The sequence below is a fragment of the Pseudoxanthomonas sp. J31 genome (assembly GCF_000510725.1).
Classification (GTDB): Bacteria; Pseudomonadota; Gammaproteobacteria; order Xanthomonadales; family Xanthomonadaceae; genus Pseudoxanthomonas.
The window spans coordinates 315,631-336,729 of sequence record NZ_AZNZ01000002.1 but is presented as its reverse complement, the minus strand read 5'-3'; the positions used below and the strand labels follow the sequence as shown (position 1 = coordinate 336,729).

At 73.0% G+C, this 21,099-nt stretch carries 23 protein-coding genes and 1 tRNA gene; 14 read left to right on the top strand and 10 right to left on the bottom strand.

Annotated elements, in window-relative coordinates:
- Nucleotides 1-68 precede the first annotated feature (68 nt).
- The 4 genes from PSEJ31_RS15670 to PSEJ31_RS0104800 form a co-directional block, all read right to left on the bottom strand.
- Complete coding sequence (locus tag PSEJ31_RS15670; protein WP_051403651.1) at nt 69-563, bottom strand: EamA family transporter; 495 nt, start codon at nt 561-563, stop codon at nt 69-71.
- Nucleotides 488-1,027, bottom strand: coding sequence for a DMT family transporter (locus tag PSEJ31_RS16295; RefSeq protein WP_051403650.1), 540 nt, complete (start codon nt 1,025-1,027; stop codon nt 488-490). The genes PSEJ31_RS15670 and PSEJ31_RS16295 overlap by 76 nt, the downstream gene beginning before the upstream one ends.
- Nucleotides 1,024-1,221: a hypothetical protein gene (locus tag PSEJ31_RS0104805; protein WP_028914811.1), complete on the bottom strand. Its 198-nt coding sequence runs from the start codon at nt 1,219-1,221 to the stop codon at nt 1,024-1,026. The genes PSEJ31_RS16295 and PSEJ31_RS0104805 overlap by 4 nt, the downstream gene beginning before the upstream one ends.
- A gap of 185 nt (nt 1,222-1,406) precedes the next feature.
- Nucleotides 1,407-2,372: a helix-turn-helix domain-containing protein gene (locus PSEJ31_RS0104800; protein WP_028914810.1), complete on the bottom strand. Its 966-nt coding sequence runs from the start codon at nt 2,370-2,372 to the stop codon at nt 1,407-1,409.
- A 188-nt stretch (nt 2,373-2,560) separates the two neighbouring features.
- Between PSEJ31_RS0104800 and PSEJ31_RS0104795 the strand changes: the two genes are divergently transcribed.
- Complete coding sequence (locus PSEJ31_RS0104795; RefSeq protein ID WP_028914809.1) at nt 2,561-2,932, top strand: YciI family protein; 372 nt, start codon at nt 2,561-2,563, stop codon at nt 2,930-2,932.
- A gap of 351 nt (nt 2,933-3,283) precedes the next feature.
- On the opposite strand, the gene PSEJ31_RS0104790 is transcribed toward PSEJ31_RS0104795, so the two are convergent.
- Nucleotides 3,284-3,376: transfer RNA gene (locus tag PSEJ31_RS0104790), tRNA-Ser, on the bottom strand.
- Nucleotides 3,377-3,519: 143 nt separating this feature from the next.
- Here PSEJ31_RS0104790 and dnaX point away from each other — a divergent pair.
- From dnaX to PSEJ31_RS0104770, 4 genes are all read left to right on the top strand, one after another.
- The gene (gene dnaX, locus PSEJ31_RS0104785) at nt 3,520-5,499 is read left to right on the top strand and encodes a DNA polymerase III subunit gamma/tau (RefSeq protein WP_028914808.1); all 1,980 of its coding nucleotides are present in this window, start codon (nt 3,520-3,522) and stop codon (nt 5,497-5,499) included.
- A 4-nt stretch (nt 5,500-5,503) separates the two neighbouring features.
- Nucleotides 5,504-5,824, top strand: coding sequence for a YbaB/EbfC family nucleoid-associated protein (locus tag PSEJ31_RS0104780; protein ID WP_019397650.1), 321 nt, complete (start codon nt 5,504-5,506; stop codon nt 5,822-5,824).
- 140 nt (nt 5,825-5,964) lie between these two features.
- Nucleotides 5,965-6,552, top strand: coding sequence for a recombination mediator RecR (gene recR / locus PSEJ31_RS0104775; protein WP_019397649.1), 588 nt, complete (start codon nt 5,965-5,967; stop codon nt 6,550-6,552).
- A 79-nt stretch (nt 6,553-6,631) separates the two neighbouring features.
- On the top strand, nt 6,632-6,979 hold the full coding sequence (locus PSEJ31_RS0104770; protein ID WP_028914807.1) for a histidine triad nucleotide-binding protein: 348 nt from the start codon (nt 6,632-6,634) through the stop codon (nt 6,977-6,979).
- A gap of 91 nt (nt 6,980-7,070) precedes the next feature.
- Here the strand turns inward: PSEJ31_RS0104770 and PSEJ31_RS0104765 are convergent, their stop codons facing one another.
- Genes PSEJ31_RS0104765 through PSEJ31_RS0104750 form a run of 4 tightly spaced genes read right to left on the bottom strand, consistent with a single transcriptional unit; the run spans nt 7,071 to nt 11,498 of the window.
- Nucleotides 7,071-7,607, bottom strand: coding sequence for a Slp family lipoprotein (locus tag PSEJ31_RS0104765; protein ID WP_037034491.1), 537 nt, complete (start codon nt 7,605-7,607; stop codon nt 7,071-7,073).
- 17 nt (nt 7,608-7,624) lie between these two features.
- Nucleotides 7,625-9,574 (bottom strand): DUF3488 and transglutaminase-like domain-containing protein, encoded by a 1,950-nt coding sequence (locus tag PSEJ31_RS0104760; RefSeq protein ID WP_028914806.1) that lies wholly within the window; start codon nt 9,572-9,574, stop codon nt 7,625-7,627.
- Nucleotides 9,571-10,542, bottom strand: coding sequence for a DUF58 domain-containing protein (locus tag PSEJ31_RS0104755; protein ID WP_028914805.1), 972 nt, complete (start codon nt 10,540-10,542; stop codon nt 9,571-9,573). Before PSEJ31_RS0104755 ends, PSEJ31_RS0104760 begins: the two co-directional genes overlap by 4 nt.
- On the bottom strand, nt 10,542-11,498 hold the full coding sequence (locus PSEJ31_RS0104750) for an AAA family ATPase (RefSeq protein ID WP_037034490.1): 957 nt from the start codon (nt 11,496-11,498) through the stop codon (nt 10,542-10,544). The genes PSEJ31_RS0104755 and PSEJ31_RS0104750 overlap by 1 nt, the downstream gene beginning before the upstream one ends.
- Before the next feature lie 41 nt (nt 11,499-11,539).
- On the opposite strand from PSEJ31_RS0104750, the gene PSEJ31_RS0104745 reads away from it, so the two are divergent.
- Nucleotides 11,540-13,399 carry a glycosyltransferase family 39 protein gene (locus PSEJ31_RS0104745; protein ID WP_019397643.1) on the top strand — a complete coding sequence of 620 codons (1,860 nt, stop codon included), beginning with the start codon at nt 11,540-11,542 and terminating at the stop codon, nt 13,397-13,399.
- A gap of 7 nt (nt 13,400-13,406) precedes the next feature.
- Here the strand turns inward: PSEJ31_RS0104745 and PSEJ31_RS0104740 are convergent, their stop codons facing one another.
- Nucleotides 13,407-13,973, bottom strand: coding sequence for a Maf family nucleotide pyrophosphatase (locus PSEJ31_RS0104740; protein WP_019397642.1), 567 nt, complete (start codon nt 13,971-13,973; stop codon nt 13,407-13,409).
- A 112-nt stretch (nt 13,974-14,085) separates the two neighbouring features.
- Between PSEJ31_RS0104740 and PSEJ31_RS0104735 the strand changes: the two genes are divergently transcribed.
- From PSEJ31_RS0104735 to PSEJ31_RS0104700, 8 genes are all read left to right on the top strand, one after another.
- Nucleotides 14,086-14,607 (top strand): YceD family protein, encoded by a 522-nt coding sequence (locus PSEJ31_RS0104735; protein WP_037034489.1) that lies wholly within the window; start codon nt 14,086-14,088, stop codon nt 14,605-14,607.
- 99 nt (nt 14,608-14,706) lie between these two features.
- Nucleotides 14,707-14,898 carry a 50S ribosomal protein L32 gene (gene rpmF, locus PSEJ31_RS0104730; RefSeq protein ID WP_019397640.1) on the top strand — a complete coding sequence of 64 codons (192 nt, stop codon included), beginning with the start codon at nt 14,707-14,709 and terminating at the stop codon, nt 14,896-14,898.
- 86 nt (nt 14,899-14,984) lie between these two features.
- The gene (locus PSEJ31_RS0104725) at nt 14,985-15,965 is read left to right on the top strand and encodes a beta-ketoacyl-ACP synthase III (RefSeq protein ID WP_028914802.1); all 981 of its coding nucleotides are present in this window, start codon (nt 14,985-14,987) and stop codon (nt 15,963-15,965) included.
- 166 nt (nt 15,966-16,131) lie between these two features.
- Nucleotides 16,132-17,073: an ACP S-malonyltransferase gene (gene fabD, locus PSEJ31_RS0104720; protein WP_028914801.1), complete on the top strand. Its 942-nt coding sequence runs from the start codon at nt 16,132-16,134 to the stop codon at nt 17,071-17,073.
- Nucleotides 17,074-17,125: 52 nt separating this feature from the next.
- Entirely contained in the window at nt 17,126-17,872 is a 747-nt protein-coding gene (gene fabG, locus PSEJ31_RS0104715) for a 3-oxoacyl-ACP reductase FabG (RefSeq protein WP_019397637.1), read from the top strand.
- Between the two features lie 187 nt (nt 17,873-18,059).
- On the top strand, nt 18,060-18,299 hold the full coding sequence (gene acpP / locus PSEJ31_RS0104710; RefSeq protein ID WP_013535667.1) for an acyl carrier protein: 240 nt from the start codon (nt 18,060-18,062) through the stop codon (nt 18,297-18,299).
- A gap of 136 nt (nt 18,300-18,435) precedes the next feature.
- Nucleotides 18,436-19,674, top strand: a complete 1,239-nt coding sequence (gene fabF, locus PSEJ31_RS0104705) for a beta-ketoacyl-ACP synthase II (RefSeq protein WP_083852382.1) — start codon at nt 18,436-18,438, stop codon at nt 19,672-19,674.
- A gap of 69 nt (nt 19,675-19,743) precedes the next feature.
- Nucleotides 19,744-21,099 (top strand): aminodeoxychorismate synthase component I, encoded by a 1,356-nt coding sequence (locus tag PSEJ31_RS0104700; protein WP_028914800.1) that lies wholly within the window; start codon nt 19,744-19,746, stop codon nt 21,097-21,099.

Sequence of the window (21,099 nt, the reverse complement as noted above, 5' to 3'; positions counted from 1 at the left end):
AGGCCCGGCGGGTGCGGCTGGCCTGCCGGAACCGCAGGCGCGCACCGCCGCGGCAGGCCGCACGCAGCCTAGGCGTGGCAGGAGGAACGTTCGGCGGCTTCGGCCCGGACGACGGCCGGCGCGGGCTGGCGGTTGGCCAGCCAGACTCCGGCCACCGCCAGCAGGCCGCCGACGGCCATCGACCAGTGCAGGTGGTCGCCCAGCGCCAGCACGCCCACCAGCACCGCCACCACCGGCACGAAGTTGGTGAACACCGAGGCACGCGTCGGGCCCACCGCGCGCACGCCGTCGGCAAACCAGATGAAGGCCAGCGCGGTCGCCAGCCAGGCCATGTGCAGTACCGACAGCCACACCCCGGCCGGGTAGTGCAGCACGCGCTGGGGATTGCCGCCCAGCGCCAGTGGCACCGCCAGCAGCGCCGCACCCGCCAGCACCGACCAGGCGGTGGCCACCAGCGCGCTCAGGCCCACCGTGGCGATCCGCCGGCTCATGAACACATGCGCCGACCAGGCCAGCATGCAGCCCAGCGCGAACAGCTCGCCGCGGCCGACGGTGGTGGCCACGTCCTGCAGGTTGCCGCGGGTGAGGACCACCGCCGTGCCCAGCAGCGCAGCACGATCCCGGTCCAGCGCGAGGCGCTGGCGGCGGTGCCGAGCAGCACGATCGACGCCAGTTCCACCATCACCGGGCTGCCGGCGGTGATCAGCGCCGCGCGGGTGCCGGAAATGCTCTGCACGCTGGCTAGGAAGAACAGGGTGTAGGCGACCACGCCGGGGATGGCCAGGGCCAGGACCAGCGGCAGCTGCGCCCGGGTGATCCGCAGCGACTGCCCGCGCAGCACCGCGATCCCGGCCAGGGTCAGGCCGGCGAACAGGAAGCGCAGGAGGGCCACGCCCAGCGGATCGGCGTGCTGGGCGGTGTAGTGGCCGACATGGAAGGTCACCGCCCAGATCGCGGTGGCGCCCAGCATGCGCAGGTAGGTGCCGGCCAGGCTCCGGCCCGGCGGCGGGGTGGGCAGCGCGCTCATGCCGCCTTCCCTCCCGCGGCCCGGGTGATGTCCTGGGCCACGACCACCGGGACGACGTGGCCGTGCGCGGCGTCCATGGCGGCGATGATGTTGGCCAGGCTGCGGCGGCGGTCGGGAAACCCGATGGGCAGCTGGCCGTCGAAGTACGCGTTCTGCACGTCGATCACGGGCAGGGCGCGGCGGATGGGATGCATGGCGGACCTCGCAGGGGGAAAGCAGGGGAGCCATCTTCCTGTCCGCCCGGGAAGCCCGACATTGGCCTTTGCGACAGCAGGCAATGGAATCGGGCCAATCTCCGCAAGCCGGCGGTATGGCGTGCCGGCGCGCGCCAGCGGCTGCGCCCGGCGCAGCCCACGCGCGATGGCAGCGATGTGCCGCGTCAGGCCGCGCGCCCGGCCGATTGCCGGAATGCCCGCCGGTACGCCGAGGGCGACATGCCCACGTCCTCGGCAAAGCGCTGGCGCAGCGACAGCGAGGTGCCGAAGCCGGCGGCCTCGGCGACCTGGTCGATGGCCAGGTCGGTGGTTTCCAGCAGGCGCTGCGCCAGGCGCAGGCGTTCGGTCGCGATCCAGCGCTGGGCCGAAGTACCCACCGCCTCGCGGAAGCGGCGGGTGAAGTTGCGCCGGCTCATCAGCGCCATGCCGGCAAGGGTGTCGATCGACAGCGGCTGGTCCAGGTGGCCGCGCGCCCATTCGACCACCGTGGCGAGGCGGTCGTCGGACACGCGCTCGGGCACCGGCTGCTCGATGTACTGCGCCTGCCCGCCGTCGCGGTGCGGCGGCGTGACCAGCCGGCGCGCCACCCGGTTGGCTACCTCCGCGCCGTAGCGCCGGCGCACCAGGTGCAGGCAGCAGTCGATCGCGGCGACGGTGCCGGCCGAGGTGACGACGCGGCCGGTATCCACGTACAGCACGTCGGGCCGGAAGCAGGAGGTGGGGAAGCGCTGGCCGAAGCGCTCGCGCCAGGCCCAGTGCGTGGTGGCCGGCAGCCCGTCCAGCAGGCCCGCATCGCCCAGCACGAACGCGCCCACGCAGAAACCGACGATGGTCGCCCCGCGCGCATGCGCGGCCGCCAGCGCCGAGATGACCGCCTCCGGCGCCGGGACCTCAGGCGTGCCCCAGGAGGGGACGATGACGATGTCGGCGGTTTCCAGCGCCTCCAGCCCGTGCGCCACCTCGACGGGCAGGCCATCGGCCGTGGCCACCGGACCGGGCTGTTGCGCGCAGACCACCACCTCGTGGCGCGGCAGGCCGGCATCGCGGCGGTCGCGCCCGAACACCAGGCTGGGCACGGACAGGTGGAAGAGGCTGATGCCTTCGGAGGCAAGGACGGCGATGCGCGGCATGGGGAGGCGGCCTGGTTGGCCCGATCGATGCTATGGCCGGGCATCCGGGCCAACAAGCGCCGGCCGGGCCACGCGGCGCTGGAAACGGGCCAGGACCGTGCCGCCCGGCCGCATCATCGCCGGCACCGCCGCCGGTCGATATCCGGTCCGCTGGCTCGTCGTGCGGGCAGTCCCATGAAGGCAACGCGATGAAATACCTTGGCCTGGCCTATTACTCCCCCGAAGCCTTCGCCGCGATGGCGCCGGAGGCCGTCGCCGCACTCGTCGGCCAATGCCCGGAGCTGGACCGGAAGATGCAGGCCACCGGCAGGATGCGCCTTTCGGCCTCGCTGGCCGAGCCGCCGGCGCGCAAGACCCTGCGCCCGCGCGGCGGCAGGACGAGCATCAGCGACGGCCCGTACGCCGAGTCCAAGGAAGTGGTGGGTGGCCTGTTCGTGATCGAGGCCGACAGCGAGGAGGAGGCGCTGCGGATCGCCGCGATGCACCCGGCCGCGCTGCTGGGCGAAGAAGCCGGGTGGGCGGTGGAGCTGGTGCCGCTGGAGTTCTGCCAGGCCAGCTGAGCAGGATGACTCCACACCGTTGCGGGCAATGCGCTGCCTGCGTGGCCCGGGCAAGCGAAGCGCAGTGCGCCGCGGCGTGGGCGGTGTCGGGCGGCGAGAGGGGAGATCATCCGACCCTTGCGGGCCTCGCCCTGCGGGGGCTTGGCCGTGCAAACCGCTACGCGGGTGGTCGAACCAGGGGATTCGAACCAGGCCCCTCTCTCCGTCAGATGCGCGAGGAGGGATTGCGAGCCGCTGCGCGCCTCGCGCCACCTGCTACGCAGGTGGTCGAACCGTGAGGGGTTTGAACCAGCCCCTCTCTCCGCCAGACACGAAAAAGGCCCCCTTGCGGGGGCCTTCGCTTTTCGTATCTGGCGGAGAGAGGGGGATTCGAACCCCCGAGGCGGTGTTTAGCCGCCTACACACTTTCCAGGCGTGCTCCTTCAACCACTCGGACACCTCTCCGGAACCTGCCGGGCCGTCGCAACGGCCAGCAGGGCCGGGGATTCTAGCGCCCGCGCGGCCTTGCCACAAGCGCGGGGCGGCCGGCGCGGCGGGCATGGCACAATGCCGGTCCTGCCGGAAACCCGGCCGAACGTGGTCTGCCGATGTCCTACCTGGTCCTCGCCCGCAAGTGGCGCCCGAAGCGGTTCTCCGAGCTGGTCGGGCAGGAACACGTCGTCCGCGCCCTGGGCAACGCCCTGGACAGCGGGCGGGTGCACCATGCCTTCCTGTTCACCGGCACCCGCGGCGTGGGCAAGACCACCATCGCCCGCATCTTCGCCAAGTCGCTCAACTGCGAGAAGGGCACCAGCGCCGAGCCCTGCGGCCAGTGCGCCGCCTGCCAGGACATCGACGCCGGGCGCTACATCGACCTGCTGGAGATCGACGCGGCCTCCAACACCGGCGTGGACGACGTCCGCGAGGTGATCGAGAACGCGCAGTACATGCCCTCGCGCGGGCAGTACAAGGTGTACCTGATCGACGAGGTGCACATGCTCTCCAAGGCGGCGTTCAACGCGCTGCTGAAGACCCTGGAGGAGCCGCCGGGGCACGTGAAGTTCCTGCTGGCCACCACCGACCCGCAGAAACTGCCGGTCACGGTGCTGTCGCGTTGCCTGCAGTTCAACCTCAAGCGGCTGGACGAGGGCCAGATCGAAGGCCAGATGACGAAGATCCTGGCCGCCGAGGGCATCGAGGCCGACGCCGGGGCGATCCGCCAGCTGGCGCGCGCGGCCGACGGCAGCCTGCGCGACGGCCTGTCGCTGCTGGACCAGGCCATCGCCTACGCCGGCGGCGCGCTGCGCGAGGATGCAGTGCGGGCCATGCTCGGCAGCGTCGACCGCACCCAGGTGGCGGCGCTGCTGGATGCGCTGGCCGACGGCAACGGAGAGGCCCTGCTGGCCACGGTCGAGCGCCTGGCCGGGTTCGCCCCTGACTGGGGCAACGTGCTGGAGGCGCTGGCCGAGGCGCTGCACCGGATCCAGGTGCGGCAGCTGGTGCCGGGCGCGCGGCGCGAGGACGAGGGCATCGACGTGGACGCCTACGCCGGCCGGGTGCGGCCGGAGGTGGTGCAGATCTGGTACCAGATGGCGATCAACGGCCGCCGCGACCTGGACCTGGCCCCGGCGCCGCGGGTCGGCTTCGAGATGAGCGTGCTGCGCATGCTGGCGTTCCGGCCCGAGGCCGATGCCGGGGCGCCGCCGCCGGGCCCCGGCGCGGACAGCGGGGCCGCCGCTTCCGGTGGCGGCCAGCGCGTGCCGGCGGCGGGTGCCGCCGCGGCGGCTCCGGCCGCGCCGGCGCCGGAAGCGGCCACGGCCGTGGCCGCGTCGCCGGTGCAGGCCGCGCCACGGGCCGAGCCCGTGTCAGCGCCGTCCGCGGATCCTTCCGACACGCCGCCGTGGGAGGTGCCCGCGGCGGCCGCGCCGCCGCGTCCGCAGCCGCCGGCGCGCGAAGTGCCGCCGATGGCGCCGCCATCCTGGCCCGCCGCGCAGGACGAAGCCCCGGCCATGCCGGCGCGCGCGCCCACCGGCAGTGCGCCTCCGGCCGCGGCCGAAGCGCTGCAGCCGGGCATCGTGATGAAGCCGGGTGCGCCGGTGCCGCAGCGCGAGCCGACGCCGGAGCCGGTCGTGCCCGCTGCTCCCGCCACCGCGGCCACGGCGCCCGCCGCTACCGATGGCGCGGTGATCGCCGATGCCGAGGACTGGCTGCAGCGGGTCGCCAGCTGCAAGCTCGGCGGCCTCAGCGGCCCGGCGCTGCAGCTGGCCACCAATACCGCCTTCGTCAGCCACGCCAATGGCGTGCTGACCCTGGCCCTGGACCCGGGCTTCGAATACCTGCGCAGCGAGCGTTCGGTGAACGCGCTGGCCGAGGCCCTGGCCGGGCAGCTGGGCGGGGCGCCGAAGATCGTGATCCAGACCGGTCCGGCCCCGGCCGAGACCCTGCACCAGCGGCTGGACCGCGAGCGCGGCTCGCGCCAGGCCGCGGCCGAGGAGACCTTCCTCAACGACCCGACGGTACGCCGCCTGGTCGAACAGCACGGCGCCCGCGTGGTGCCGGACTCCATCCGACCCGTAGACGAGAATTGAACCGATGCGCGGCAATATCGCCCAGCTGATGCAACAGGCGCAGAAGATGCAGGAGAACCTGCAGCGCGCCCAGGAAGAACTGGCCAAGCTCGAGGTCACCGGCAGCGCCGGCGGCGGCATGGTCAGCGTGACCCTCACCGGCGTGAAGGAATGCCGCAAGGTGCGGATCGACCCCAGCCTGATGTCCGACCCGGAGATGGTCGAGGACCTGGTGGCCGCCGCCTTCAACGACGCCTCCAACAAGGTCGACGCCGAGTCCAAGGCGAAGATGGCCGCCGCCTCGGCGGGGCTGCCGTTGCCGCCGGGGATGAAGCTGCCGTTCTGAAGAGCGTGATTCGTTATGGTCATTCGTGATTCGCAAGAGCCAACGGCAACTGCAGTGCTCGCTTGATGTCACAGGCCGCCGGCGCCGCGTCCCGGAGCGCGGCGGGACCTGCGAATCCCCAATCACGAATTACTGATCACATGCTTCTAGAGGAACTCATCGAAGCCTTCCGCGTGCTGCCGGGCGTCGGCCGCAAGAGCGCCCAGCGCATGGCCTACCACGTGCTCGAGCGCGGGCGCGAGGGCGGGAAGCGGCTGGCGGCGGTGCTGGCCGAGGCGGTGGAGCGGATCGGCCATTGCACGCAGTGCCGGGACTTCAGCGAGGACGAGCTGTGCCCGGTGTGCGCCAGCAGCGCGCGCGACCGGCAGCAGCTGTGCGTGGTCGAGACCCCGGCCGACCGCATGGCGATCGAGACCGCCACCGGCTACCGCGGGCTTTATTTCGTGCTGCAGGGGCGGCTGTCGCCGCTGGACGGGATCGGCCCGCGCGAGCTGGGGCTGGACACGCTGGCCACGCGCCTAGCCGGCGGCGAGGTGGCGGAGATGATCATCGCCACCAGCGCCACGGTCGAGGGCGAGGCCACCGCGCATTACCTGGCGCAGCTGGCGCGCCAGCACGGCGTGCGCCCCAGCCGCCTGGCCCAGGGCCTGCCGCTGGGCGGCGAGCTGGAATACGTGGACCGCGGCACGCTCTCGCACGCCTTTGGCAGCCGCTCGGAAATGCCCTGAAGCCGCAGCGGCCCCTCCCGGGCGGACAGGGACCCCGGCTGCGGTAAGCTGCCTCGCCAGGCCCAACCGCATACGGACCATGAGCGACACCATCTTCGGCAAGATCATCCGCCGCGAAATCCCGGCGACCATCGTCTACGAGGACGAGGACATCCTCGGCTTCAAGGACATCGCGCCGCAGGCGCCGGTGCACGTGCTGTTCATCCCCAAGCACGAGGCGATCCCGACCCTGGACGACGCCCGTCCCGAACACGCCCAGCTGCTGGGCAGGCTGATGCTGGCCGCGGCCGAGTACGCGCGCCGCGAGGGCCTGGCCCGGGACGGCTACCGGGTGGTGATGAACTGCCGCGAGCACGCGGGGCAGACCGTGTTCCACGTCCACCTGCACCTGCTGGCGGGCGCGCCGCTGGGCCGCTTCGGCAGCTGAGCGGCGGCAGACTTCCGCCGCGCATGCCACAAACGAAGACGCCGCCCATCGGGCGGCGTCTTCGCATTGGCCCGGGGAAGGCCGGCGCGGCTTACCACCACCAGCCCCAGGGGCCGCGGCGGTACGGGCCCCAGTACGGACCCCAGTACGGTCCCGGCGGCGGGACCACCACCTCGACCTCGCGCACTTCCGGCCACAGGTAGACCACGTCGGCGGCCAGCCTGGGCAGCTTGTAGTCGTACTCGCCGATGCGCACGGTATCGGTGCCCTCGACCTGGCCGACGAAAGTCACCTCGCGGCCCGGGGTGAACACGGCCGGATCGTAGAAGCCGGCGCGGCAGGCGACGAAGCGGCCCTGGGTGGCGTCGCTGGCGTTGCGCTGCGGGCGGCCGCTGCTGTTGAGCGGCATGGCCACCATCTGGAAGCAGGTGCGGTCCTGCTTGGGCTGGGTCTCGACGATGCGCCCGCCCCAGCGCACCGGGCTGGCGGCGGGCACGCTGCCGGCGGCCTGTTGCGGGGTGAGCTGCGGGAAGCTGCCCTGCAGCGGCTTGGGCGCGGTGGCGCACGCGGCCAGCAGCGACAGGCTGGCGGCCGCGGCAAGGATTCGGATGGTGTTGCGCAAGGTCATCTCAACCTCCGGAAGGATCAGGGGCGATGCCTCCGCAGGTCGCGGACCAGCTGGTGCATTTCCCCCTTGGGCACCGGAGCGTAGCGCGAATCGGCGAAACGTTGGCTGAGTGCAACCAGTTCCGCGCCCGATTGCGGCCGCGCCGCGGCCACCCGCTGCGCCCAGGCCAGGGCCGGTTCGTGCGTGGCGCGGCCCAGCCCCAGGCGCGCATAGCGCCGGCCCAGGCGGTGCCAGGCGCGCAGCAGCGGGTCGCGCTCGCGTTCGGCGCGCGCCAGCCACCAGGCCATCGCCGCCAGCGCCAGCGCGGCCAGCGCGGCGAACGCCAGCAGCAGCTGCGCCGGTTCCAGCCGCTGCAGGCCCAGCGGCCGCAGCAGGGCCTGCTGGCGCTGGGCATTGAAGCCCAGGACCAGGTCGTTCCAGCCGCGCCGCAGCCAGTCGGTGAGGTGGCCGACGTTGTGCAGGCGCAGCGCGCGCAGGCCGGCGCCGGCGTCCTGCATCGCGCGGCGCTGCTCCAGGGTGTCGTAGACCCGCTCGGGGGCGACCGCGGCGGTGGGGTCGACGCGGGTCCAGCCGCGGCCTTCCAGCCATACCTCGACCCAGGCGTGGGCGTCCATGCGCCGCACGATCCAGTAGTCCGCGAACGGGTTGCGGTAGCCGCCGGCGTAGCCGATCACCACCCGGGCCGGCACGCCGGCGGCGCGCATCAGGATGGCGAAGGAGGAACTGAACTGTTCGCAATAGCCCTGGCGCAGTTCGAACAGGAACTGGTCGGCGGCGTCGCGTGCCGGCAGCGGCACCTCCAGGGTGTAGCCGAATTCGGCGCGGATCCAGTCCAGGGCGCGTTGCACGATCGCCACATCGTCGTCGCCGGCTTCCGCGCGCCAGTGCCGGGCCAGTTCGCGGGTGCGCGGGTCGCGCCCGGGCGGCAGCGCCAGGGCCAGGGCGCGCACGCGCGGATGCAGCTGCAGGTCGCGCTGGCGTGCCGGCGCCGAGCGCAGGTGCCAGCGGCTCAGCGACGCCAGCGGGCGGTCGCTGGCCAGGGTGTGGTCGAAGCCCAGCTGCGCGCCGTCCGGGGCATGCAGCGGCAGGTCCAGCGCCACCAGCTGGCGGCGGTCGGTGGGTTCCATCTCCAGCTCGTACGCCCACGTATCGCCTCCGGCCGGCTGCAGCGCGGGCGGTGGCAGCAGGTCCAGGCCCGGCTCGCGGGTCCAGGCGCGGCCGTCGTAGTTCCACAGCACCGTGCCGCGCCAGTACAGCTGCTCCGGCGCCGGCGGCAGGGTGTCGAAGCGCACCCGCAGCGCCGGGGTGTCATCGGCCATGAAGTCGATCCAGGTGCCCGGCTCCATGCGATCGGCCAGGCCGGGGCGGGCGACCGCGCGCTCGGGCACGCCCCACAGCGGCGTGGCCAGGCGCGGGAACAGCCAGAACGCGGCCAGCGCCAGGGGCAGGCCGATGGCGACCAGCCGCCCCATCACCCGCAAGCGCTCGCGCAGGGGCAGCGGGGTGGCCTGGTTCTCCACGTCGGCCAGGCGCTGCAGCGCCAGCAGCGCGCTGAGCACCGCGGCCAGGCCCAGCAGCATCGACAGCGGGCCCTGGTCGAGCAGGAACGCGGCGAACGGGGCGAACAGCGAGAAGCCCAGCAGGCTGCGCGCGTCGCGCAGGTGGTGGGACTCGCCCGGCTTGATCGCCAGCATCGCCGCCAGCAGGGCGCAGCCGGTGTCGCGGCCCAGGCGTGGACCCATCATCGCCAGCACCAGGGCAAGCATGGCCAGGGCCAGCAGCAGGCGCAGCCACGCCGGCAGGGGACGGGCCCAGGAGGCATAGGTCACCACCGCTGCGGCGCCGGCGAACCCCACCGCCAGGCCCGGCGGCAGGAGCAGCAGCAGCGGCAGCAGGGCCAGGCCGGCGGTGGCCACCGTCCAGGCGCGGGTGGAGGAGGGCAGCAGCGGGGCGTCGGCGCGGCTCATGCGGCGCCGTCCGGCAGCAGGGCCAGCGCCCGCAGGCAGGCGTGGCGGTGTTCGGGGCCCTGGCCGGGGCCGATGTCGTCCTGCGCCGGCAGGCGCAGGCGGTAGCGACGGCCTTCGCGTTCGGCCTGGTCGACCCAGGCGGCCAGGCGGCTGATCCGCGCCTCCACCGCCAGCGCCGGCAGGTCGCGCCAGTCCAGCACCAGCTCGCGGCCTTCGGCGCGTTCGAACTCGCGCACCACCAGGGCATCGCGGCGCGCGCTGTGCTTCCAGGCGATGGTGCGCGGCGGGTCGCCGGGGCGGTAGGCGCGCAGCTGGTGCGGTTCCTCGCCCAGCGGGTCGGGGCGGCCGCGGCCGAGGCTGCCGGCGCTGTCCGGCAGCGGCGGCGGGCTCGGTTCCGGGCGCGGGTAGACCAGCAGCGGCTGGCGTGGCCAGACCCGCGACCACGCCCGCACCAGGCCCAGTGGCTGGGTGGTCGACAGGCGGATGCGGCCCGGCCCCAGCCAGCCCCGGCGCCGGGTGGGCAGGGGCAGTACCAGTTCGGCCGAGCCGTTGGCCGGCACCGCGGCCCAGGCCTGGGCACCGTCGAGGTCGGCGCGCAGGCCGCGCCGCGTACGCCCGTCGCGGCTGGCCAGGGACAGGCGCAGGGCCAGCGGCTGGCCGGCCTGCACCGGTTCGGCGGAGGCCGCCTCCACCCGCAGCCCGGACAGCTGCAGATGGGTGGCGATCAGGCTGGCCAGCCCGGAGGCGCCCAGCAGCAGCGCCAGCAGCAGGGCCGGGTTGTTGTTGTAGTTGAGTGCGCCCACCAGCATCACCAGGACCAGGGCGGCGTAGAACAGGCCGAAGCCGGTGGGCAGCACGTAGACCCGGCGGCGGTCGATCAGCGCCGGCAGCGGCTCCGGCGCGCGCGGACGCTCCAGCGCGGCGGCCAGCGCCCGCATGCGCGCGCCCCAGCCCCGCAGGCGTTCCATCAGTCCACCGGCACCGCGTGCAGCACCGCCTTGGCCAAGGCCGCGCCCTGGTCGGCCTCGGCTTCCGGCACCAGGCGGTGGCCGGCGACCGGGATGAAGAGTGCCTGCACGTCCTCCGGCAGCACGTGGCCGCGCCCCAGCAGCAGGGCCCAGGCGCGCGCGGCGCGCAGCAGGGCCAGGCCGGCGCGCGGGGACAGGCCGACGCGCACGCCGGGGTGGCGGCGGCTGCGCGCCAGCAGGGCCTGGACGTAGTCGACCAGGGCCTCGCTGGCATGCACCCGGGCCGCGGCCTCGCGCAGCGCCGGGACCTCGCCTTCGCCCAGCACCGGCGCGGCCTGGGTGATCAGCTCGCGGCGGTCGGCGCCGGTGAGCAGGGCGCGCTCGGCCTCGGCGCCGGGATAGCCCAGCGAGAAGCGCAGCAGGAAACGATCCAGCTGCGAGTCGGGCAGGGGGAAGGTGCCGGACAGGTCGACCGGGTTTTGGGTGGCGATCACGAAGAACGGGTCGGGCAGGCGGTGGGTGGTGCCGTCCAGGGTGACCTGCTGCTCGGCCATCGCCTCCAGCAGCGCGCTCTGGGTGCGCGGCGGGGCGCGGTTGATCTCGTCGGCCAGCAGCACCTGGGTGAACACCGGGCCGGGATGGAACTGGAACTGGCGCGCACTGGCGTCGTATACCGATACGCCCAGCACGTCCGCCGGCAGCAGGTCGGAGGTGAACTGCACGCGCTGGAACGACAGGCCCACGGTGGCCGCCAGCGCATGCGCCAGGGTGGTCTTGCCCAGGCCCGGCAGGTCCTCGATCAGGACGTGGCCGCCGGCCAGCAGCGCCACCAGGGCCAGGCGTACCTCGTGCGCCTTGCCGAGGACCATGGCATTGACCTGTTCCTGCGCACGGGCGAGGGCGTCGGCCAGCGGGTCGGGTAGGATCAGTGACTGTCTTTCCCTGGAGTTCGCCATCGCATGCCTGCGTTACCGGATCGGCCTGGAGTGTACCGGGTATGCAGGACGGGCTAGGCGCGCGGCGCGCCTTCGTCCTGCTGTGGGCGGCGGCGTGCGTGCTGAAGCTGGTGGTGGCCGCAAGGCTGCCGCTGTTCGTGGACGAGGCCTTCTACTGGCAGGAAGGCCGCCACCTGGCCCCGGCCTATTCCGACCTGCCGGGCATGACCGCGTGGCTGGCCCGGCTCGGCACCGAGTTCGGCGGCGACCACCTGCTGGCGCTGCGCATGCCGTTCCTGCTGGTGGGCGCGTTCGTGCCGTGGTGGGTGGCGCGGATCGGCCGGCGCTGGTTCGGCGACCGCCTGGGCTGGCATGCCGGCAGCCTGGCGGTGCTGATGCCGCTGTCCGGCACGCTCGGGCTGCTGGCCCTGCCGGACGTGCCGCTGGCCCTGGCCACGGTGCTGTGCCTGCACGCCGGCACCCACCTCACCCGCCAGGTGAGCGCGCTGGCGGTGCTGGAACTGGGCATCGGCCTGGCCCTGGGCGCGCTGAGCCATTACCGCTTCGCCGGGGTGATGGTGGCCGGCGCGGCGGCCATGCTGGTCCTGCCGCAGGGCCGGCGCCTGCTGGAGGATCCGCGGGTGCTGCTGGCCCTGGCGGTGGGCCTGCTGGCGTGGGCGCCGCTGCTGATGTGGAACCTGGACCACGGCGATGCCGGCGTGCGCTTCCAGTTCGTGGACCGGCACCCGTGGGCGCTGCATGCCGGCGGCCTGGCGTTCCTGCCGGTGCAGGCGGCGATGGTCACCCCGCTGCTGCTGGCGGCGATGCTGCGCGGCGCATGGCATTGCGCGCGGCCGCTGCGCGCGCTGCGGCCGCCGTGGCGCTTCCTCGGCCTGTTCGGCGGGCTGGTGGCCGGCGGCTTCTTCCTGCTGGGGTTCTTCACCGATGCCGAGCGGGTCAGCTTCCACTGGCCGCTGCCGGCCTGGCTGGCATTGCTGCCGTTGGCGGCGCTGCTGCTGCAGGGCTGGCCGCGGCACTGGCGCCGCGCGGCCTGGGCCACGACCGCGGCCGGCGCGGTGCTGGCGTTCGCCTGGCTGCTGGCGGTGTCGATCCCGGCGGTGCGCGCGGAACTGGCCGGCAGCAAGCACTATCCGCGCAACTTCGCCGGCTGGGACGCGCTGGCGGCGGAAGTGCGCGGCGCGCTGGCCGACATGCCCGACGGCACGGTGCTGGTGGGCGACAGCTTCAAGGTCGGCGCGCAGCTGGGCTTCGCCATGGGCGATCCGGACATCCGCGTGCTGCCGCACCCGCTCAACGCCCACCACGGCCGCTCGCCGCAGCTGGCGCTGTGGGGCCTGCTGGTGGACCAGCCGCTGGACTCGGACGTGCTGCTGGTGGCCGCCGCCAGCGACGTGCCGTTCAAGAACACGCTGCAGTACTACCAGTCGCTGTGCGACTGGCTGGGGCCGCTGCCGCCGCCGCAGGTGCTGGCGGTCGACAACCTCGCCCAGCGCTTCCTGCTGTTCCGGCTGCCGCCCGGCCGCGCCGAGGGCCAGTGCACCTTGCCGGCGCTGGCCTGGATGGACGCGCCGGCGGCTGGCGCGGTCCTGGACTGCGCGTACGAGGCCAGCGGCTGGGCGTTCAAGGACGGGGTCGGCGTGGAGGCGGTGGAACTGCTGCTGGACGGGCGCGTGCTGGCGCGCGCCGACTATGGCCGACCGGCGCCGCAGGTGGCCGAGTACTGGCGCAACAGCACCGATCCCACCCATCCGGACGTGGGCTTCGTCGCCCGCGGCCGGCTGCCGGACTGGGTGCGCCCCGGGCGCCATCGCCTGGCGCTGCGCGTGCACGGTCGCGACGGCAGCGTCGAGGACGGCTGGATGCAACTCGTGCGCACGCCGCGCTGCGCGGCCGGCGGCTGAGCGGGCTTCAGGGCAGGGCGTAGCCGGCCTGGCGCAGCAGGCCGGACAGGGCGATCAGCGGCAGGCCGACGAGGCCGGTGGGGTCGGTCGATTCGATCGCCTCGAACAGGGTGATGCCCAGGCCTTCGCACTTGAAGCTGCCGGCGCAGTCGAACGGCTGCTCGGCGTCGACGTAGCGCTCGATCTCCGCGCGCCCAAGCGGGCGGAAATGGACCCGGGTCAGGTCGGTGGCGGCGAAGCTGCCACCCGGGCCCTGCACGCACACCGCGGTGTGGAAGCGCACCACGCGTCCGCCCATCGCCGCCAGCTGCGCGATCGCGGCCTCGCGACCGCCGGGCTTGCCGAGGATGCGGCCGTCCAGCTCGGCGGCCTGGTCCGAGCCGACCACCCAGTCGCCCGGGCGCGCGGCCGCCACCGCGCCGGCCTTGGCGGCCGCCAGCCGGCGCACCAGCGGCGCCACTTCCTCGCCCGGCAGCGGGGTCTCGTCGACCTCCGGGCGCGCGCATTCGAAGGGCAGGCGCAGGCGTTGCAGCAGTTCGCGGCGGTAGGGGGAGGTCGAGGCGAGGACGAGCATGGCCGGTTCGTGGGAAAATGGCGCGCCAGTCTCCCGCGTCGCGCGCCCACCGGCAAACGTTCATGGCGCGGGTTTGACAGGGGGCGGGGCGGTCCTTAACATTCAGCGGCTTATGTCCGCTGGTGTGCCCGCAGTGCAGGTCCCCGAAACGCTGGACGCCTGGAGGATGGTCGCCACGCGGCGGCAGTTCGAGGGGCGGGTGGCGCTTTCGGCGCTGCCGCGCCTGCAGGGCAGCCTCGCCGACACCGAGGGCGAATGCAGCTTCACGCTGGAGTTCGGCCAGGACGCGTTGCAGGTGCCGTTCATCGAGCTGGCGCTGGAGGCCGGCCTGTCGCTGGTATGCCAGCGCAGCCTGGAGCGCTTCGTGTTCCCGGTGAAGGCGGTGCAGCGCCTGGGGCTGATCCGCGACGAGGCCCAGGAGGCGGCGTTGCCGCCGGGGTACGAGCCGCTGCTGGTGCCGGAGGACGGCATCCTGCGGCCGCTGGACCTGGTGGAGGACGAACTGGTGCTGGCGCTGCCGGTGGTCCCGGTCTCGCCGGACAGCGAGCCGGTCGACCGGACCTGGTCGGCCAGCGAGGAAGAACAGCAGGCGGCCAGCCCGTTCGCGGCGCTGGCGGCCCTGAAAAAGAAGTAGTACGGCCGCGCCGCCGCGCAAAGGCGCCCTGGAACGGCACCGGCGGGTGGCTTCGAGGCTTTACAGAACACGCAATTCAACCGAGTTTGGAGCAATCCCATGGCTGTGCAGAAATCCCGTGTCACCCCGTCCCGCCGTGGCCAGCGTCGTTCGCATGACGCGCTGACCGCCAAGCAGCTGTCGACCGACCCGACCACCGGCGAGATCCACCTGCGCCACCACGTGACCGCCGACGGCTACTACCGCGGCAAGAAGGTCATCGCCACCAAGAACGTGGTCGAGGAAGACTGAGACCCCCATTCGGGCGGACGCGTCGCGCCCGCCCGGTTTGCGGCCAATCTCCGGCTCCCGCGGGAGCCTTCCCTGCGGGAGTACGCATGAGCGAGCGGATCTATTCGCGCATCGCCGGAACCGGCAGCTACCTGCCGGAGAAGGTGGTTACCAATGACGACCTGGCCAAGGTGGTCGACACCAGCGACGAGTGGATCCGTACGCGGACCGGCATCCGCGAGCGCCGGGTGGCGGCCGAGGGCCAGACCACCAGCGACATGGCCTACCAGGCCGCGCTGAAGGCGATCGAGGCCGCCGGCATCGCGGCCGAGGAGATCGACCTGATCGTGGTCGGCACCACCACGCCGGACGTGATCTTCCCGTCCACCGCGTGCCTGGTGCAGCAGAAGCTGGGCATCGCCGGTTGCCCGGCGTTCGACGTCAATGCCGCCTGCTCGGGCTTCGTGTTCGCCCTGAGCGTGGCCGACAAGTTCATCCGTTCCGGCGCGGCGCGCACCGCGCTGGTGATCGGTGCAGAGACCCTTACCCGCATCGTCGACTGGACCGACCGCACCACCTGCGTGCTGTTCGGCGACGGTGCCGGCGCGGTCGTGCTCAAGGCCGACAGCGAGACCGGCATCCTCTCCACCCACCTGCACGCCGACGGCAGCAAGCGCGAGCTGCTGCACTGCCCGGCGGGCGTGTCCAGCGGCTTCGACGCCGGCGCCACCAATGCCGGCGTGCGCATCCTCATGGCCGGCAACGAGGTGTTCAAGCACGCGGTCAAGGCGCTGGACGGCGTGGTCGACGAGACCCTGGAGGCCAACGGCCTGGGCCGCGGCGACCTGGACTGGCTGATCCCGCACCAGGCCAACCTGCGCATCATCGAGGCCACCGCCAAGCGACTGGAGATGCCGATGGACCGCGTGGTCGTCACCGTCGACCGCCACGGCAATACCTCCGCCGGCTCGGTGCCGCTGGCGCTGGACGAGGCGGTGCGCTCCGGCCGGGTGCAGCGCGGCCAGCTGCTGCTGCTGGAAGCGTTCGGCGGCGGTTTCACCTGGGGCTCGGCGCTGCTGCGCTACTGAGCCTGGCACCACGTCCAGCGAACCGGAAAGGCCGCCACCGTGCGGCCTTTCCGCGTTTCCGGGCAGTCCCGGGCGCGTTCGCCGCGGCCTGCACATACGCGGTCGTACAGACAAACGGCGCGTTGCGCCCGTATCATCGCCGTCCTTCTTCGAACTGCGACAGCACGTGACCCAAGCGACGCTTGCCTTTGTCTTCCCCGGCCAGGGTTCCCAGTCCGTCGGCATGCTCGCCGAACTGGCGGCGGCGCACCCGCAGGTGCGCGAGGCCTTCGCCGAGGCCTCCGAAGGCGCCGGCGTCGACCTGTGGAAGCTCTCGCAGGAGGGCCCGGAAGAGCAGCTCAACCGCACCGAGTTCACCCAGCCGGCGCTGCTGGCCGCGGGCGTGGCGGCTTGGCGCGCGTGGCAGGCCCAGGGCGGCGCACAGCCGGCGCTGCTGGCCGGCCACAGCCTCGGCGAGTACACCGCGCTGGTGGCCGCCGGCGCGCTGTCGCTGCACGACGGCGCGCGCCTGGTGCGCCTGCGTGGCCAGCTGATGCAGGAGGCCGCGCCCGCCGGCAGCGGTGCGATGGCCGCGGTGCTGGGCGCCGAGGACGCGGTGGTGGAGGAGGTCTGCACCCAGGCCTCGTCCAGCGGGATCGTGGTCCCGGCCAACTACAACTCGCCCGGCCAGATCGTGATCGGCGGCGACGCGGCCGCGGTCGACGCGGCGCTGGCGCTGCTGGCCGAGCGCGGCGTGCGCAAGGCGGTCAAGCTGGCGGTGAGCGTGCCCTCGCATACCCCGCTGATGCGCCAGGCGGCCGACCGCCTTGGCGAGGCGATGGCGCAGTTGCAGTGGCAGGCACCGGCCCTGCCGGTGGTGCAGAACGTGGACGCGCAGGTGCACGAGGGCGTGGACGCGATCCGCGACGCCCTGGTGCGCCAGCTCTACCTGCCGGTACGCTGGACCGGCTGCGTGCAGGCGCTGGCTTCGCGTGGCGCCACCCGCATCGCCGAGTGCGGCCCGGGCAAGGTCCTGGCCGGCCTGGTGAAGCGCATCGACAAGTCGCTGGACGCGCGCGCCATCGGCGCGGCGGCCGACTTCGACGCGGCGCTGGCCGACTGGCGCTGACATCCACGCGGCCGCGCCGCGGCCGTCCTAGCTGAAGATTCAAGAGGTCGACATGAGCAACCTGCCCCTGAGCGGCGAGATCGCCCTGGTTACCGGCGCCAGCCGCGGCATCGGCGCGGCCATCGCCGACGAGCTGGCCGCGCGCGGTGCCACCGTGGTCGGCACCGCCACCAGCGATGCCGGCGCGCAGGCGATCGGCGAGCGCCTGGCGGGCAAGGGCGGCCACGGCCGCCGGCTCGACGTCACCGAGCCCGGCGCCATCGAGGCGCTGGTCGACGCGATCGCCAAGGAGTTCGGCCCGGTCTCGATCCTGGTCAACAACGCCGGCATCACCCGCGACAACCTGCTCATGCGGATGAAGGACGAGGACTGGCAGGCCATCCTCGACACCAACCTCACCAGCGTCTACCGCAGCTGCAAGGCGGTGATGCGCGGGATGATGAAGGCGCGCAAGGGCCGCATCGTCAACATCGCCTCGGTGATCGGCGCCACCGGCAACGCCGGCCAGGCCAACTACGCCGCGGCCAAGGCCGGCATCATCGCCTTCAGCAAGTCGCTGGCCAAGGAGATCGGCAGCCGCGGCGTGACCGTGAACGTGGTTGCCCCGGGCTTCATCGACACCGACATGACCCGCGACCTGCCGGCGGACGCCAAGGAGGCGATGCTCGGCCAGATCGCGCTGGGCCGCCTCGGCGAACCGGCGGACATCGCCCGCGCCGTGGCCTTCCTCGCCGGCCCGGACGCCGGCTACATCACCGGCGAGACCCTGCACGTGAACGGCGGCATGTACATGGCCTGACACCGGCCCGCAGCTGCCAAACAAGACCCCAAAAGCCGCGCAAGCTTCTGAATGGCCTGCATTTTCACGCGGGTGCCAGTGGCCCCGGCTTTTGACTACACTATCCGCCTTGTGGATCAGTGAAACCCGGGCCGCGCATCCTCGCGCCGGTTCGACCAACAACCACTCCGCCTGGAGCAGCAAACCCATGAGCACCATCGAAGAGCGCGTCAAGAAAATCGTCGTCGAACAGCTCGGCGTCAAGGAAGAGGAAGTGACCAACAGCGCATCGTTCGTCGACGACCTGGGCGCCGACTCGCTCGACACCGTCGAGCTGGTGATGGCCCTGGAAGAGGAGTTCGAGTGCGAGATCCCGGACGAAGAGGCCGAGAAGATCACCTCCGTCCAGCAGGCGATCGATTACATCAAGGCCCACGTCAAGAGCTGACGCGCGCCGTGCCCGCGGACCCGCGTGGTCCGCGGCGACCACATTCCGACGGGGCCGCTGCATGCGGCCCCGTGCATGTCCGGCGGAAACCCGCCGGCATGCGCAATCCCGCACCGAGAAGCAGCAGGAGCCGCCAATGAGTCAGCGTCGCGTCGTCGTCACCGGCATGGGCATGGTCTCGCCGCTGGGCAACGACCTGGCCAGCAGCTGGGATGGCATCGTCAACGGCCGGTCGGGCATCGGCCCGGTCACGCATTTCGATGCGAGCGCCTACGCCACCCGCATCGCCGGCGAGATCCGCGATTTCGATCCCACCGCGTTCCTGCCGCCGAAGGACGCCAAGAAGATGGAGCCGTTCATCCATTACGGACTGGCGGCTGCGTTCATGGCCCTGGACGACTCCGGCCTGGAGATCACCGAGGCCAACGCCGAGCGCGTGGGCGCGATCATCGGTTCGGGCATCGGCGGCATCCTCGGCATCGAGGAGCAGACCGCCAAGTACCTCGAGGGCGGCCCGCGCAAGATCTCGCCGTTCTACGTGCCCAGCACCATCATCAACATGCTGCCGGGCCAGCTGAGCATCATCCGCGGGCTGAAGGGGCCGAACTTCTCGGCCGTCTCCGCCTGCGCCACTTCCAACCATTCCATCGGCACGGCGATGCGCCTGATCCAGCACGGCGACGCCGACGTGATGGTGGCCGGCGGCGCCGAGCGCGGCTCCTCGCCGACCTCGATGGGCGGCTTCTGCTCGATGAAGGCCATGTCCACCCGCAACGACGAGCCCGAGCGCGCCTCGCGCCCGTGGGACGCCGAGCGCGACGGCTTCGTCCTGGGCGACGGTGCCGGCATCCTGGTGCTGGAGGAGTACGAGCACGCCAAGGCACGCGGCGCGCGCATCTACGCCGAGCTGCTGGGCTTCGGCGCCAGTGCCGACGCCAACCACATGACCGCCCCCAGCGAGGACGGCGACGGCGCCGCGCGCTGCATGCTGGCCGCGCTGCGCGACGCGAAGATCGATCCGGCGAAGGTCGACTACCTCAACGCGCACGGCACCTCGACCCCGCTGGGCGACCTGGCCGAGACCCTGGCGATCAAGCGCGCCTTTGGCGACCACGCCTACAAGATGATGGTCAGCTCGACCAAGTCGATGACCGGCCACCTGCTGGGCGCCGCCGGCGGCGTGGAGGCGATCTTCTCGGTGCTGGCCATCCACCACGGCATCGTGCCGCCGACCATCAACCTGGAGAACCCGGGCGAGGGCTGCGACCTGGACTACGTGCCCAACGTGGCGCGCCAGGCCAGGGTCGACGTGGCCGTGTCCAACGGCTTCGGTTTCGGCGGCACCAACGGCACCCTGGTCTTCGGCCGCATCTGATGGCTACGGCGCCGGCCGCGGCTGGCGCCCGCCACCGCAACGGCATCCGCCGCCGGGGCCGCCCATCCCATGCTCCAGCCCTTCGCGCTTCCGGCGTCGGTCGACCTGCTGGCCCTGCACCGGCAGGCGCCGTCGCGCTATCCGCTGCTGCTCGAGTCCGTCGCCTCCGGCACCGCCCAGGGGCGCTGGGACCTGCTGCTGGTGGCCGACGGCCGCGGCCTGCGCCTGGATGCCGACGGCATCACCCGCGATCTCGACGGTGCGGAGCACGCCGGCACCTTCCTGCAGGCGCTCGATGCATGGTGGCGGCGCGAGCATGCCGGCATCGCCGATCCGCGCTGGCCGTTCGCAGGCGGCTGGGCCCTGCTGCTGGACTACGAACTGGCCGCCCAGGTCGAACCGGTGTTGCAGCTGCCGCAGCGCCAGGACGGGCGCCCGCCGGCGCTGGCCCTGCGCTGTCCGGCCGCGGTGCTGCGCGACCGCGCCAGCGGGCAGTGCGTGGCCATCGCCGAGCCGGGGCAGGGGCACCTGCTCGGGGTGCTGCGCGCCGACCTGGAGGCCAGCGCCGCGCTGCCGCCGCTGCCGGCGTGGCAGCCGCCGGCGGAAATCGGCGAGGACGAACCGCAGCGCTTCCTCGACGGCGTGGCGTGCGTGCTCGACTACCTGCGCGCCGGCGACGTGTTCCAGGTCAACCTCTCGCGCGGCTGGCAGGCGCGCTTCGACGCGCCGCTGGATCCGGCCGCGCTGTACGCACGCCTGCGCCAGGCCAACCCGGCGCCGTTCGCCGGCCTGTTCGCCGGAGAGGGCTGGGCGGTGGCCAGCTCCTCGCCGGAGCGGCTGGTGGCGGTGCACGGGCGCACGGTGCAGACCCGGCCGATCGCCGGCACCCGCCCGCGCTTTCCTGGCGACGACGATGCCGCGCGCATCCGCGAGCTGGTCGGCCATCCCAAGGAGCGCGCCGAGCACGTGATGCTGATCGACCTGGAGCGCAACGACCTCGGTCGCGTGTGCACGCCCGGCAGCGTCGAGGTCGACGAACTGATGACGGTGGAGAGCTACGCCCACGTCCACCACATCGTCAGCAACGTGCGCGGCCAGCTGCGCCCCGGCGCCACCCCGGGCGAGGTGATCGCCGCGGTGTTCCCCGGCGGCACCATCACCGGCTGCCCCAAGGTGCGCTGCATGCAGATCATCGCCGAGCTGGAGCAGGTACCGCGCGGTGCCTATACCGGCGCCTTCGGCTGGCTGGGCCGCAACGGCGACATGGACCTCAACATCCTGATCCGCAGCGCGGAAGTGCGGGGCGACACCGCCAGCTTCCGCACCGGCGCGGGCATCGTGGTCGACTCGGTTCCCGGCCGCGAGCTGGACGAGACCCGGGCCAAGGCGCGCGGCCTGCTGCGCGCGCTGGTGCCGGAGGCGTGA